13 protein-coding genes are annotated in these 13,718 nt (G+C 30.3%); 8 read left to right on the forward strand and 5 right to left on the reverse strand.

Features of this window, described 5'->3' with window-relative positions; all coding sequences use genetic code 11:
• Nucleotides 1-7: 7 nt before the first annotated feature.
• Entirely contained in the window at nt 8-835 is an 828-nt protein-coding gene (locus tag CALAG_RS05350; protein WP_015232716.1) for a helix-turn-helix transcriptional regulator, read from the forward strand.
• Here CALAG_RS05350 and htpX read toward each other — a convergent pair.
• Complete coding sequence (gene htpX / locus CALAG_RS05355) at nt 832-1,986, reverse strand: zinc metalloprotease HtpX (RefSeq protein WP_015232717.1); 1,155 nt, start codon at nt 1,984-1,986, stop codon at nt 832-834. The genes CALAG_RS05350 and htpX overlap by 4 nt on opposite strands.
• Nucleotides 1,987-2,072: 86 nt before the next feature.
• Between htpX and cmk the strand changes: the two genes are divergently transcribed.
• Nucleotides 2,073-2,639 carry a (d)CMP kinase gene (gene cmk, locus CALAG_RS05360; RefSeq protein WP_015232718.1) on the forward strand — a complete coding sequence of 189 codons (567 nt, stop codon included), beginning with the start codon at nt 2,073-2,075 and terminating at the stop codon, nt 2,637-2,639.
• A gap of 24 nt (nt 2,640-2,663) precedes the next feature.
• Here the strand turns inward: cmk and albA are convergent, their stop codons facing one another.
• Entirely contained in the window at nt 2,664-2,963 is a 300-nt protein-coding gene (gene albA / locus CALAG_RS05365; protein WP_015232719.1) for a DNA-binding protein Alba, read from the reverse strand.
• A gap of 153 nt (nt 2,964-3,116) precedes the next feature.
• Between albA and CALAG_RS05370 the strand changes: the two genes are divergently transcribed.
• Nucleotides 3,117-3,767 (forward strand): hypothetical protein, encoded by a 651-nt coding sequence (locus CALAG_RS05370; RefSeq protein ID WP_015232720.1) that lies wholly within the window; start codon nt 3,117-3,119, stop codon nt 3,765-3,767.
• A 3-nt stretch (nt 3,768-3,770) separates the two neighbouring features.
• Here the strand turns inward: CALAG_RS05370 and CALAG_RS05375 are convergent, their stop codons facing one another.
• A complete protein-coding gene (locus CALAG_RS05375) occupies nt 3,771-4,778 on the reverse strand; it encodes an AbrB/MazE/SpoVT family DNA-binding domain-containing protein (RefSeq protein ID WP_015232721.1) in 1,008 nt (335 codons plus the stop codon).
• A 178-nt stretch (nt 4,779-4,956) separates the two neighbouring features.
• Here CALAG_RS05375 and glnA point away from each other — a divergent pair, with 178 nt between their 5' ends.
• Nucleotides 4,957-6,288 carry a type I glutamate--ammonia ligase gene (glnA, locus tag CALAG_RS05380; protein WP_245529223.1) on the forward strand — a complete coding sequence of 444 codons (1,332 nt, stop codon included), beginning with the start codon at nt 4,957-4,959 and terminating at the stop codon, nt 6,286-6,288.
• 5 nt (nt 6,289-6,293) lie between these two features.
• Here the strand turns inward: glnA and CALAG_RS05385 are convergent, their stop codons facing one another.
• Nucleotides 6,294-6,533: a ferredoxin gene (locus tag CALAG_RS05385; RefSeq protein ID WP_015232723.1), complete on the reverse strand. Its 240-nt coding sequence runs from the start codon at nt 6,531-6,533 to the stop codon at nt 6,294-6,296.
• A gap of 168 nt (nt 6,534-6,701) precedes the next feature.
• Here CALAG_RS05385 and CALAG_RS05390 point away from each other — a divergent pair, with 168 nt between their 5' ends.
• The gene (locus CALAG_RS05390; protein WP_015232724.1) at nt 6,702-7,475 is read left to right on the forward strand and encodes a proteasome assembly chaperone family protein; all 774 of its coding nucleotides are present in this window, start codon (nt 6,702-6,704) and stop codon (nt 7,473-7,475) included.
• A 13-nt stretch (nt 7,476-7,488) separates the two neighbouring features.
• Nucleotides 7,489-7,968 carry an Hsp20/alpha crystallin family protein gene (locus tag CALAG_RS05395; RefSeq protein ID WP_015232725.1) on the forward strand — a complete coding sequence of 160 codons (480 nt, stop codon included), beginning with the start codon at nt 7,489-7,491 and terminating at the stop codon, nt 7,966-7,968.
• A 2-nt stretch (nt 7,969-7,970) separates the two neighbouring features.
• Here CALAG_RS05395 and CALAG_RS05400 read toward each other — a convergent pair whose 3' ends face one another.
• On the reverse strand, nt 7,971-10,037 hold the full coding sequence (locus CALAG_RS05400) for a heterodisulfide reductase-related iron-sulfur binding cluster (RefSeq protein WP_015232726.1): 2,067 nt from the start codon (nt 10,035-10,037) through the stop codon (nt 7,971-7,973).
• 170 nt (nt 10,038-10,207) lie between these two features.
• Here CALAG_RS05400 and CALAG_RS05405 point away from each other — a divergent pair, with 170 nt between their 5' ends.
• Together CALAG_RS05405 and CALAG_RS05410 are read left to right on the forward strand one after the other, a co-directional pair.
• The gene (locus tag CALAG_RS05405) at nt 10,208-13,051 is read left to right on the forward strand and encodes a DNA-directed DNA polymerase I (RefSeq protein WP_015232727.1); all 2,844 of its coding nucleotides are present in this window, start codon (nt 10,208-10,210) and stop codon (nt 13,049-13,051) included.
• 105 nt (nt 13,052-13,156) lie between these two features.
• The gene (locus CALAG_RS05410; protein WP_048816783.1) at nt 13,157-13,654 is read left to right on the forward strand and encodes a hypothetical protein; all 498 of its coding nucleotides are present in this window, start codon (nt 13,157-13,159) and stop codon (nt 13,652-13,654) included.
• The last annotated feature ends 64 nt before the right edge of the window (nt 13,655-13,718 follow it).

Here is a 13,718-nt window from a genome sequence, read left to right on the forward strand (position 1 = left end):
TGGTAATTTGAAAAACAAGAAAATATTGTTGCTAGTTGCATTAATACTAATGCTGATTTCTATAAAAATTACATATAGCTATAATTATATAGAAAATAACATATATATTGATAATGCCGGTGATTTTATATCAGTTAGTTTAATTAATGTAACTTCTCCGGAAGCAATTATTATACCAACAATACAACCCTCTAGCTATATAGCTTATTATATAAATAATTACCAAACCATGCCAATAGATTATAATGGAACAGATCTAATAGTTTTGGCAAATCAAACAGGTATTTTAAACATAACATATATTTCATTGGGTGTAGTAAATAAACAAGGAATGATATGGAGCTTTAATATAAGCGAAAGCTATTATACTAAGATATTTCTACCTGAAAATTCGATACCAATAAACATAAACCCCACACCAATAAATGTTTATTATCAATCAAATTCTCCAGTTATACTAATGCCTCCTGGAAAAATCTTTATACAATATACGTTATCTTCCCAGCAATTAACATTGCATAAAAATAACTACTCATTATATATAATCATTATTGCTGCTATTGTCTTAATAATAGCATCATTAATAATATTTAGAAAAAGAAAAATAGGAAAAAAGAAAAAAGAAAAAATTAAAGAAGAAGGTATTGATGAAAGGGATAAACAAATAATAAATGCAATTAAAAAGCTTGGAGGCATCGCAACAGCTAATCAAATAATGAGTGAAACAGGAATACCAAAAACCCCATTATATAGAAGACTTTCAAAACTTGTTGAGATGGGATATATTGAAGAAGTTGTTTATGGAAAAACAAAAAGCTATAAACTAAAAGATTAGAAGTATTCTAACCTTTTAGCTAAGTTATCCAAAAATCTTATCCTCTTTGGTGTTGGAGGATGCGTAGCAATTATTTCTTCCCTTGGATCAGTTTCTTTATGTTTCAATTCTTCAACTACCTCATCTATATCATCTATTCTGTATCCTTTCCTCGAATAATCTATGCTGAAGAAAAATCCTCCTTGTATTTCTACAAAGGGAGCTATAATAAACAACATTTGAGCTGTTGAGTTATTCTTTGCTTCCCTTTTAAGCCTTCTACTCGAATCATATGTGACTTCAAGCCTTGCTAAGGCCCTTTGCAACTTTCTTGGATCCTTCGTAACAATTGCGCTATTGGCATCAGCATAATATTCTCTTAGTCTATTAAAGTGCGCAACCAAAAATCTAAACAAAACTGCAGCAGCCATTAATATTATTCCAACAATAAGCAGCAAAAAATTACCGCTTACCTGATTCCTATCATTATTTCCTCCACCTAATAAACCATTCCATATAAGTATTTGACCTAAATAATATACTGCTAATGGAATTAGGCTTAAAGCTAATATAAAGGAAACATCTCTATGCCTTAAATGACCTACTTCATGACCTAATACAGCTTCCATTTCATCTTCAGGCATTATATCCATAATACCTCTTGTTACAGCAACAAAATTACCTGTTAAAGGACTTCCATAAGAAAATGCATTTGGTATATTAACTTCGGCAATTCTTAATTTTGGTACTTTTATATTACTTTTCTTAGCAACGTTTTCTAAACTCTTTTGTAATCTTAACTCTTCTTGTGTTTTTGGAGGGTGAGTTTTATACATTAGATTAATTAAAAATGGTGAAAAAAGCCATTGCAGTATTATAATGAAACCTGTAAAAATTACTGCCCCAATAACTATAGAACTTCCTACTAAAGGTAGTCCAAAAGCATAACTTAATAATTCTGCACTTCCAATAAAAACTCCTATGCCAGCTAAAATTATTGCTATTGCTGATAATGCCATAGAATATCTTAAGCTTGATAGACTTTCTGGTTCTTTGCTAACAATTTTTGGTGCTGATAATGTTAGCAAAGCAACTATAACTCCTGCTACCAATGACCCTAAAATCATTATCCACCAATATACCAACATAAACCCTAGTATCCCTATTATCATTTTCTCTACCTAACCAATTTATTATCAATTAGAGAAGTTAAACTTTTTTATTAAATTTTAAGTACAAACCAAATAAGTGATAAAAAATGGAAGAAGAAAAGAAAATTTGTGATAAAATAAAACCAATAATTATAGTATCTGGCCCTCCTGGATCAGGAAAATCGACATATGCTAAAAGACTTTCTCAAGATCTTGGATTAAGATATTATACAAGCGGTCAAGCTTTTAGAGAACTTGCAAAAGAATTAAATAAAGATTTAATAGAATTAAATAAAATAGCTCAAAAGGATCCAGAGATAGATTTGAAAATTGATAAAAAAACTTTAGAAGAGGCAAAGAAAGGATGTATAGTTATAGATTCTCATCTAGCAGCTTGGATACTAAAGGATTTACCAACGATATCGATATATGTTAAAGCAGATCTCAATAGTAGGGTAAATAGGATATTATCAAGGGATAAAGTTAGCTTAGAAAATTCTATAGAAGAGGCAACTTATAGAGAATATACGCACTGGGCAAGATTTAAGGAATATTATGGGATTGATATAAGAGATTTATCAATATTTGATTTAGTTATCGATACAACCAAACTAAGCATTTCAGATGCATATGACATAATATTAAATTTCGTTAAGAAAATGTTAAAACTTTAAAAAATTTTTATATCTGCATTACTTTTACTCTTTGCTTAAACAAATCTCTATGCTGCTAACCCTTCTTGTTCTTTGTTGATTAGTCTGTGGGTCATTGACAGTTATTTCATGGCTTCCTACATCAATGTTTTTAACTTTTACGTTTTTAGCAAATCTGCTCCTTACTATCTCTACTGTATCAACAGCCTTTGTAATGTTTCTTCCTCTAGCTTTCACTACTACTGCGCCAACGTTTTGTTCCATTAGTGTTGTCAAAACAGCTAACACATAGTTCATAACAGGTTTTTTACCAACTCTAACCTCAGGTGAACCTTCGCATACCATATTTTATCCCCTAACTTATCTTGTGCTATTTAATTTTAGCCACTATAAGTGATATAAAAGCTTTTTGTTTAACAATTAATTTTTAAATAATAGATTGTAAATAAAAATTACCTTTATAAACCTATTTAACAATAAGAACATAGGTGAATTTAAATGGAAAAAAATGCAAAATATATAATCATAGCATTAGTCTTAGCATTAATATTAACAAATGTGCTGTGGGTTATTTCTTATACTCAAATGAATGCCTCTTTAAATAAGTATAAACATGATTTGAATCAATCATTAATTACATTAAATAATGCATCTAAAGCAATTGCATATTATCAAAAAACACTAAATGCAACAGAGAAATTATTAAATATTACAACAAGTTTATTATCAATATATAATAAAACATTAACCTTACAAGTCATTCAAAATAAGTTAATAATTTATAATAATAGCATGATAGAGTATAAAATTGCTCAAACTTCATTTAGCGTTGCTGTAAACTTAACGCTTAATTCTATACAAAACCCATCAAAATACAATTTAACGCTTGCAAGCTATTATATAAACATAACATATCAATCCTTAAACCAAATTAAATATAATGGAATGATTTTAGGATTACCAAATAATTTTACATCAAACATATCTAATGCATTAAGCGTAGTAAATTCTGTAAACAGAATTATAAATAATTTATCAAATGGTGGTAAGCCTACAATAGGTGATATAACGACATTAAATAATGCGCTAACTTTATACAATTACTATTTGTTAAGCTCAGAATATATAATGATAAAAAATATTAAATAAAATTCAATCAGAATATTTTGAAAATATTGAATAACATAATAATGTTTCTTCTACATTATTTATAATTCTTGCAATATTAATTAATGTTGATAATAAATAACCAAAAGTTCCTGAAGTATTTGCTATTATATCCTTCAAGTCATTTTCTAGTTCTAAAATGGCCTTTAATTTCCAATAAGCTTCCTCTTCCTTCTTTATACTTGGTGGATTTATGCTAGATGTAGAAGCAACAATCGAAACCTCTAATAATTGCAACAAAAACTTTATCCTTTCCTTCTCTTCATTATCAAGGAAATCTGAAAGGTTTAACAAATCAATTGCAAATTTATATAATGAATCATTAGTAAGTATTAAAAGCCCAACTGCTGCAGCCAATAATCTATTTATATGTTCCTCATTAAGGCTTTGCCCATGGCCTTTACTTGCTAATCTTAGCAATTTATAACTATAAAATTTCATTTCTTCATAATTTGATTCCAATTCACTCTTTATTAATTTAGCCCCATCTAAATGGGCAGCTAACTTAGATAACAAAGAGCTTAAGCTTCTACCATATATTAAAAGTGTATCAACAACGTTTACTGGCTTCTCCTTAAAGTTTATTACAAACTCATATTCGCTTAATAATCCAGATTCGGTATAAGGAAGCTTTTCTACTACTTCGCTCACCTTTTCCATAACATCATTTCTAAAAGGCCTATTAGAATATAATATAATAGAATCCAAGCCAGAGATATATGAACATAAAATAATTCTTCCAGCATGCTTACACACATTATTATGTTGAGTGGAAAATGTTGCCTTTAAAACAGAACCCTCATTATTAGGAGAAATAATTAATCTATCTCCATCCTCATAAACTGATACAAGACTACCAACACTAATCCTATGCTTTCTTGCCCATGACCTAGGAATTGTAATTATCATAGAGGAAGTACCCAATTTCTGAACTTTTCTCATAACAACCTTTTCATTTTCCTCCATATCTTCTAATTCGGTCAAAAAGCTCACCGTTTAATATATGAACGAGGTAGCTTAAATATGTATCACTGCTTATAAGGACATAATGTATCTCAATATATACTAATATATGTTTAAACAGTAGATTAACTGTAGAAACACTTATTAATCCGAAAAATATACTATATCTTGCCCGTGAATAGGTTTGGGAATTGCGGGCATAGATTTTGTGGACCTACAGTATATAGACTTAAATGGTTTTTTAAGATCAGTTACAGTTCCCTACAAATCATATGTTGAAAAAGTTAAAGGTTTTGTAGGGGCTTTTGATGGTAGTAGTGTAGAAGGATTTCAACCAATAAACAAGAGCGATATGTTTCTTAAAGCTGATGAAAAAACATATTCAGTTCTACCATGGAATGAAAAGAAGGCAAGAGTTTTAACAGAAATATATGATTTCTATGGTAAAAGATATCAAAAAGATCCTAGATATATAGCTAGCCTAGTTACAAATTACATAAAAGAACAAGGATTTTCACCGCTTGTTGGAACAGAAATTGAATTCTTTTTATTTAGTTCTGTTAGCATTGATATAGAAAATCCAATAAGAGGTTTGGGATATTCATTAAGCTCTATAGAACAACCTTGGGATATTGATACTCTAACGTTAAGAACAAAGAAAGCTTACCATCATGCTGAACCAAATGATAAGCTAGCTAAAACTAGGGAAGATATAATAAACTCATTTGAAAAAATGGGATATGGTTTTGAGGCATCACATCATGAGGTAGCTGTTTCTCAAAACGAGGTGAGCGTTAAAGCCGGGGATCCATTATTTGTTGCAGATGAGGTAATAACATTTAAGTATGTTGCTAGGAATGTAGCAATCCAAAACAATTTAATACCTGTATTCATGCCAAAGCCTTTGTTTGGAGATAATGGAAGTGGTCTTCATTTCCATTTAAGCCTATGGGATTTGGATATGAAGAAAAACCTATTCTTGGATGAAACATCTAATGAACTTTCTCAATTAGCAAGATATTTCATTGGAGGCATATTACATCATGGAAGAAGTCTGGCAGCACTTGTTGCCCCAACGACAAACAGCTATCATAGACTAGTCCCAGGCTATGAAGCCCCAGTATATCTTGTATGGGGACATAGCAATAGAAGTGCCGCTATAAGGATTCCTGCTACTGCAGGTAAGAAAAACTTAACAAGAATAGAGTTTAGAAGCCCAGATCCTACATGCAATCCATATTTAGCTATTTCAGCAACCTTGTTAGCAGGCCTTGATGGAATTAAAAAGAAAATTGATCCGGGAGATCCTTATGAACTTGATGTATATGAAATGCCTAAAGAAAAACTAAAAGGTAACATAGCTACACTTCCAAAAAGCTTAGATGAGGCTTTAGAAGAACTGGAAAGCGATAATGAATATTTACAGCCTGTATTTAGCATGGAACTTTTAAATAGCTATATAGAGATTAAAAGAAATGAAAGCGATATGATAAGAATGATGCCAAATCCATATGAAATATACATGTATTTGAATTTATAATTTTTTTATGCTGGCTCCATATGTATTATTTGTGTTGGGCAGCTTTGCACTGCTGCTTCGACACAGTCTTTCATGTCATCTGGTACAAAGCCTTCATTTATTTTATCTGGATCTTTTCTCCATTTTGCAATTATATTAGCTTTGCCATCAACATCAGACATTTCAAAAACATCACCACATAGACTTACACATACCATATCAGCTATGCAGTTATCCCTAGGTTCTTCCCATACTCTTAAAGTCATCCTTTAGCACCTCTCACAAACTATTTTTTAATAATATTGGTATAAAAACTTTTGATAGCAAATGATTAATAAACTTACAAATCTGAGATTTTGATAATCATCTTATTCAATTGATAATACTAAACAAATTTAATCTACAGTTCACAAAATTAATTAAGGTGTAGAAATATGAACTATTCGCTAGAAGAGATTTTGGGTTATCAATTTATAGAATATGGAGACTTGGGTAAACCAAAATATTTAATATTAGGTCTACCAGATGCTGGAATTGTTGGACCAATAGCAGCAAGCCATATAGTAACATCTTTAAAATTACCAGATGTATTAGGAATAGAAAGTTATGGCTATATTCCCCCTGCAGCTATAATTCAAGGCAATTCAATAAAATACCCTATGAGAATATATTCAAACAATGAAGTTTCTGTATTAATTACAGATGTCCCTCCTGTTCCATCAGGTATAGTTCCATTAGCTTCTGCAATTGTTGAATTTGCAAGAAAAAGAGGTATAGAATATATAATTAGCATAAGCGGTGTTGGAAATCCATCAAGGGCAGAGATAGATAAACCAAACGTTTATTATTTAACAACAACTCAAGAAACACAAAAATTAATAGAACCATTTTTAAATGATCTAAAACCATTTCCAGATGGTATCATAGTAGGACCTTATGCAATTATATTAAAGGAATCCGTTAGAAGAAAAGTTAACAATTTATTGCTATTATCAGACACCTTTACAGATATACCTGATCCAGAGGCCGCTGCTGAAATAGTTAAGATCATTTCAAGTATTATTAATGTAAATATAGATGTTTCGCCACTTATAAGAGAAGCTGAAACTTTAAGACTAAGATTGCAAGGATTAGCTAAAGAAACAAACGATGTATTGGCAAAGGTAGGAAAGGGATATGAGTACAGGACACCCCTAATATATAGCTGAAGGGGTGTACCAATTGTCATACGACTACTTCGAAAACTTAAGAAAAAGAATGTTAAAAATGTATAGAGATATTATGAGAGAAACTGATGAAATTGATGCGTGGTTTGAAAGTCTGTTTGATGATTTGGAGCTTTCATTGAATCCAAGCAAAATGTTCAATGAGAGATTATATGAGACATCTAATGGGTATATAACTCCAATAATAAGCATGCATAATTTAGGTGATGAACTATTAATAACTATTGATTTACCAGGAAGCGATCCCAATACAATAGATATTGAACTATTACCCAACAAAATAACAATTGAGGCCCAAATAAAAGAGGAAGTTGTGAAAAATGCATTTAGACAAGCATATTGGGCAAGAAAAATAAACAAATATAAAGGAACTTATTCAATACCATTTTTAATTGATCCAAAAACAGCAAAGGTTAGTAAAAAGAATGGAATGATTATAATAAGGGTCAAATATCAAGGTAAAAACAACTATTAATATTAACTATCTTCTTTCTTTTCTAAGGATTCATCTAGCAACTCAGCTATATCTTTTACATTAAATCCAAACTTACCGGATTCCCCTCTAAACATTGTGTTACAGAATGGACAAGCAACAGCAACAACCTTATTGTTTTCATTACTTAATGTCTTTGATGCCTCTTCTGCCCTTAATGATGATATTCTTTCCCCTCTCTTAATTTCATAAAATAATTGTCCTCCTCCACCTCCACAACAGAAGCTATTTTCTCTATTTCTAGGCATTTCCTTAATTCTAAGTCCCTTTATATTGCTTATCACATCTCTTGGCTCATCATATACATTATTCCATCTACCTAGATAACACGGATCATGATATGTTAAAGCATAACTCAACTCTTTAGAAGGTTTAATTTTACCTTCTTTAATAAGCTTAGATAAAACCATACTATGATGCTCTACTTTTAAATTATCTAACAAATCAGCATATCCTTTTAATGATTCATTTTTAAGGAAGTAATCCTTGTATTTCTTATAATTGTTTTTGAAATTGTTAAATCCGTGAGGACAATTAAGCAAAAGCTTCTTAAATTTGTACTTACTTAGCATTTCCAAGTTCATTTTTATATATTCAACATATAATGCCTCATCGCCAATACTTCTGGCAGGCTCTCCACAACAACCTTGCTCTAATGGGATTCCAATTTTATATCCTGCATTTTTCAAAATCTTTATTACAGATTCTGCAACGGGTCTTATTCTAGGGTCATAACTTGTTACGCATCCTATCCAATACAAATAATCATATTCTTCTCCTTCTTTTGCTATTATATCATCTCCAAACTTTTGTGCGAGGTCGTTAAACCATTGCTCCTTTTCTACAGGATTCATCCCAGTTGGGTTTCCTGTTTGCTGTAATCTATATAAAGCATTTAATGCATCTTCAGGTATATCTTGGGAACTTGTGCTTACCATACCCCTTCTTAAATCTATTATTGTATCTAAATGATGTATTGTAACTGGACATTCGTAAACACATGCTCCACATGTAACGCAGCTCCATATTGCCTCAGGATTTACTTGCATTACCTTAGTTCCTATAACATTTTCATTCCACATCCCTTTGTGTTCCATATCTGCAAGATTAACGATAACATCTCTTGGGGACAATATTTTACCTGAAATATTTGCAGGACAAGCATTTGTACACCTCATACAGCTTGTGCAAGCATCATAATCTATTCTTTGCTTCCAAGTAGTATCTGATAATTTAACAACACCAATTGGTTGACCTTTTTCTATTCTTTCATCAATATCTATAACTGGTTTAATTCCATCTGGTATGTTACCTTCTCTTTGCAATGAAACGTTAACTGCAGCTGGGTAAATATGCCATAAATTAGTATATGGTATTAATGCCATAGCAACCATTGCCAATGTCATATGGAAAAGCCATAAGGCTCTATAAATTACTTGCAACTCTGATACCGGAACTGTTTTAGCCCATAAAAATACCAAATACCCTCCAGGGTCAAACCAATAAGATTCCCATGTATATCTATAAGCAACTGCTGCTATACCATCTACCAAGAAACCTGTAATTAATATAACTAATAGCATTCCTAAAACTAAATAGTAATAAGGATCTTGGGGTAAATTTTTTGTTAATTTAAATTTTCTCCTTATTATCGCTATTATTATTCCAGCTAAAGCAATAAAACCTGCTATATTTGCTAATATTTTGTAAACAAAGAATACATCCCCAGTTAAGAAAACAACTACATGATCATTTATTGCTCTAAGCGTTGTTGTAACTGCAAGCCATCCTATGCCATAGAATATTAAGGCATGCATTGTTCCTGGAAACCTTTTCCTTAAAATTTTCCATTGAAATATTACATATTGAATAAAATTCTTCACAATATATCCAATGGAGGGCCACTTTATTTTTTCTCCTCCAAATGTCCACCTTTTATAACCAACCCATGCTGAATATAAAATAATCAATGCTACAATTGTTCCTAATATATATACTATAGCTTCATAACTTTGAACCCAAACAAAGTTATAAATACCTATGTATGCCAATCTTTACACCTTTTTCACTTAAACATAAAATTTCACATACTATAAAAACCTATAATATAGGTTCTTTAAGTATAAACAATAGATTAAACTTATATATTTATATAATAATTTATTTATTAAAGTTTAATTTATTAAAATAATTTTAATTTCAAACAACTTACATATATAGGGTGCGGGCTCTGGGATCTAAAAAGCAGACAGATATAAATGACTTTTTAAATGATTTAAAGAAAAAAATTGATACTCAAGAAAAAAAGAAAGAGGAAAATATAACCAATAAAAATAATAAAAATGAGGTTAAAAAAAGGTTTAGAGATTTAACAGACTATATGTTTAACGATAATCCTAAAGAAGAAAAGAATGAAACGAAAACTGAAATAATAGAAGAAAAAACAAGTGGAACAGTTTTATTACAAGAAATTAAAGTTGAAGAAATGATAGATAAAGATAAAAATAAAATTATCAATAAAGAAGATAAAAATTATGATATTATAAATAAAAATAGTGGGGAAATAAATAGTTGGTGGTTAAATGAAGAGGATAAGTATTATAACAGTGTTTCAGGATATCTATTAGAAGTAAGATATGATGGGGAAATAGGTAAAGCAGTTGCATTAATTTATGATACTAATGATAAAAAAATTAAGAAATGGATAGATAAAACTGGCCATAAACCTTATCTTTTAACGGATATGAGGCCTGATGAAAATAGTAGGCAAACATTAGACTTAAGCAAATTTAAATCATTTAGCAACTATGCATACGTAATTAAAAAAAATCCATTAACAAATACTGATTTAAGGCTTACTAAAATTATAATGGAAGACCCTTTATCAGTTAAAAATGTAAGAATTGCGCTAAAAGAGAAAGGATTTAATGCTTGGGAGGCTGATATTAAATATTTCTTGAATTATATTTATGATAATCAACTAATACCGGGCATGCCATACGAGGTAAACGATAGATGGGTAAGAAAAAATGTTGAAATAGATAAAAGCATGTCTGAGTTGGTAGAAAAGAGTTTTCAGGACAGCACAAAAGAACTAGCATATTTATGGTTACCCGTATTAGAAGAAAAAGCCCCAGATATAGAAAGAGTTGCAATTGATATAGAAGTATATACCCCCCAAGGTAAATTCCCTAATGCTGATGAAGCTTATTATCCAATAATATCTATTTCTTTAGCAGATAATAAAAATAATAGACAGGTCTTGATTTTAAACAGATTTGGCTCAAAAATAAAAGGTAAATTACCTAATGCTGAAATTGAAATATTTGATACGGAAAAGGCTTTGATATTAGAGACGTTAAGAAGACTTAGCAAATACTCTGTTATTGTCACATTTAATGGAGATAACTTTGATATACCTTATATTTATAATAGACTTATAGAATTAGGAGTTGATCCTAGGGATATTCCAATAATTTTCCATCAAGATTATATAACTTTTCAAAATTCCCTTCATTTAGATTTGCACAAATTATTTGATATTAAGGCATTACAGACTTACGCATTTAGCAATAAATACAGAGAGAAAAGTTTAGATGCTGTTGCTGAATCTCTATTGGGATCGTCAAAGTTAAAATTAAGCGATAACATAAATGATATAAACATTGATGAGCTAGCAAGCTATAACTTGCAAGATGCCATATTAACAATATCATTAACAACATTTTCTAATAATTTGGTTTGGAATTTACTTATGTTAATAATGAGAATTAGCAAAATGGGGTTAGAAGAGGTTTCAAGAACCCAGGTATCTGCATGGATAAAAAGCACATTGTATTGGGAACATAGAAGAAGGAATTTATTGATACCTAATAAGGAAGACATATCAAAAGGTAATGATAAAACGAGGAGCACGGCTATCATAAAAGACAAGAAATATAGAGGGGCCATAGTATTGTCTCCTCCTCAAGGTGTTTATTTCAATGTATTAGTTTTAGACTTTGCAAGCCTATATCCAAGTATAATTAAAAACTGGAATTTAAGCTATGAAACAGTAAATATAAGGAACTGTAATGGAGAAACAATTCAAGTACCAGAGGTAGGGCATGTAATTTGTAAAGAAAGAAAAGGTATATCAAGTGAATTGGTAGGCCTTTTAAGGGATTTTAGAGTAAACATATATAAAAAGAAAAGCAAAGATAAAAAATTATCAAACCAAGAAAGAATGTGGTATGATACTGTACAGGCAGCAATGAAAGTCTATATAAATGCAAGCTATGGAGTCTTTGGGACAGAAACGTTTAGCCTTTATAGTTTGCCTGTCGCCGAAAGCGTTACTGCGATCGGTAGAAATATACTAAGAGATACACTCAATAAATCAAAGGAACTTAATCTTCACATATTATACGGCGATACTGATAGCTTATTCTTATGGGACCCACAAAAAGAGAAATTAGAAGAAATTATAAAATATGTTAAAGATAAATATGAATTAGATTTAGAAATAGATAAAAAATTTAAAATAGTTCTTTTCAGCGGACTAAAGAAAAATTATATAGGTATTGATGATTCGAATTCAGTAACAATAAAAGGACTTATAGCTAAGAAGAGCAATACTCCTGAATTTATAAAGCTAGAATTTCAAAATGCTATAAACATATTGCAAAAACTCAATAGTCCTGAAGAAGTTGAAAAAACTCTTAATCAACTTAAAGACCTAATACAAGAAATATATCAAAAACTAAGGAAGAAAGAGTATACATTAGATCAACTAGCTATAACAGTTATGTTAAGTAAAGATTTGAGGGAATATGAAAGGAACACACCCCAACATGTAAAGGCTGCATTATTAATGAAAAAAGAAGGTTTTAATATAGCTAAAGGTGACGTCATATCGTTTATTAAAACAAAAGATAAACTAAGCGTTAAACCAGTCAGGTTAGCCAAGCTATCTGAAGTAGATACATCAAAATATGTTGAATATATAAGATCGGCATTAGAGCAATTTTTGTTAGCATTTGGAGTTCAATGGGATGAATTAATAGGTATTAAAAAATTATTTTAAAGTAATCTAAGAAATAAATCTAATCTCCTCGTCTTAAAGAGCGAGGCCATTACCTCTTATATCATTTAAATACCTTTTCTAGTTATAATATAGAAGGTGAAAATGATGAGCTGGGAAAAAGAAGGCTATAAATTAATATACAAAAAATCAAATAAGGGAGATTTCATTTTATTAAAGGGTAACATTCAACAAGAAAGAGAAAGAGTCTTGCTTAAAATTGGAGGAAAGAATATTGAAAAGATTTTTAATGAAATTGAGAAGGTATTGAAAGAAAAGAAATTAATAGAAGAAGAAAGTTCATCTAATAATTCCATAAGGCTTAAGTTAAATCAAGATATTGGTCCAATAGTAGCAGGCTTCTTAATTTTGATAAGAAGGAGCAGAGAACCATTAGATTGGATTACCTATTTTGAACCACTAATACAAGGAGATAAGTATTTAGGTTCAAAGGAAGTTCTTTATCACATTTGGTTTTTAAGTGTAGACTTAAGTAATTCAATAAACAAAAAACTAAGCTTAAAATATCAACTAAACCCAAAGATACTAGATAGTGTAGGAGCTGCAACAAAAATCATAGCCAAAAAAATGTGGAAAATAGCATAAAAATTATGTGGATGATGACCGATTTCGGCCCGATTTGATGAAGAGCCGTGTGAGGGCTGACACT

It is taken from the genome of Caldisphaera lagunensis DSM 15908 (assembly GCF_000317795.1).
In the GTDB taxonomy this organism is placed as follows: domain Archaea; phylum Thermoproteota; class Thermoprotei_A; order Sulfolobales; family Acidilobaceae; genus Caldisphaera; species Caldisphaera lagunensis.

Coding starts and splice junctions, on each gene's coding strand:
- CALAG_RS05390 (WP_015232724.1), top strand. CDS start 6,702: ATGAACTATTCGCTAGAAGAGATTTTGGGTTATCAATTTATAGAATAT.
- CALAG_RS05385 (WP_015232723.1), bottom strand. CDS start 6,533: ATGACTTTAAGAGTATGGGAAGAACCTAGGGATAACTGCATAGCTGAT.
- htpX (WP_015232717.1), bottom strand. CDS start 1,986: ATGATAATAGGGATACTAGGGTTTATGTTGGTATATTGGTGGATAATG.
- albA (WP_015232719.1), bottom strand. CDS start 2,963: ATGGTATGCGAAGGTTCACCTGAGGTTAGAGTTGGTAAAAAACCTGTT.
- CALAG_RS05410 (WP_048816783.1), top strand. CDS start 13,157: ATGAGCTGGGAAAAAGAAGGCTATAAATTAATATACAAAAAATCAAAT.
- CALAG_RS05370 (WP_015232720.1), top strand. CDS start 3,117: ATGGAAAAAAATGCAAAATATATAATCATAGCATTAGTCTTAGCATTA.
- cmk (WP_015232718.1), top strand. CDS start 2,073: ATGGAAGAAGAAAAGAAAATTTGTGATAAAATAAAACCAATAATTATA.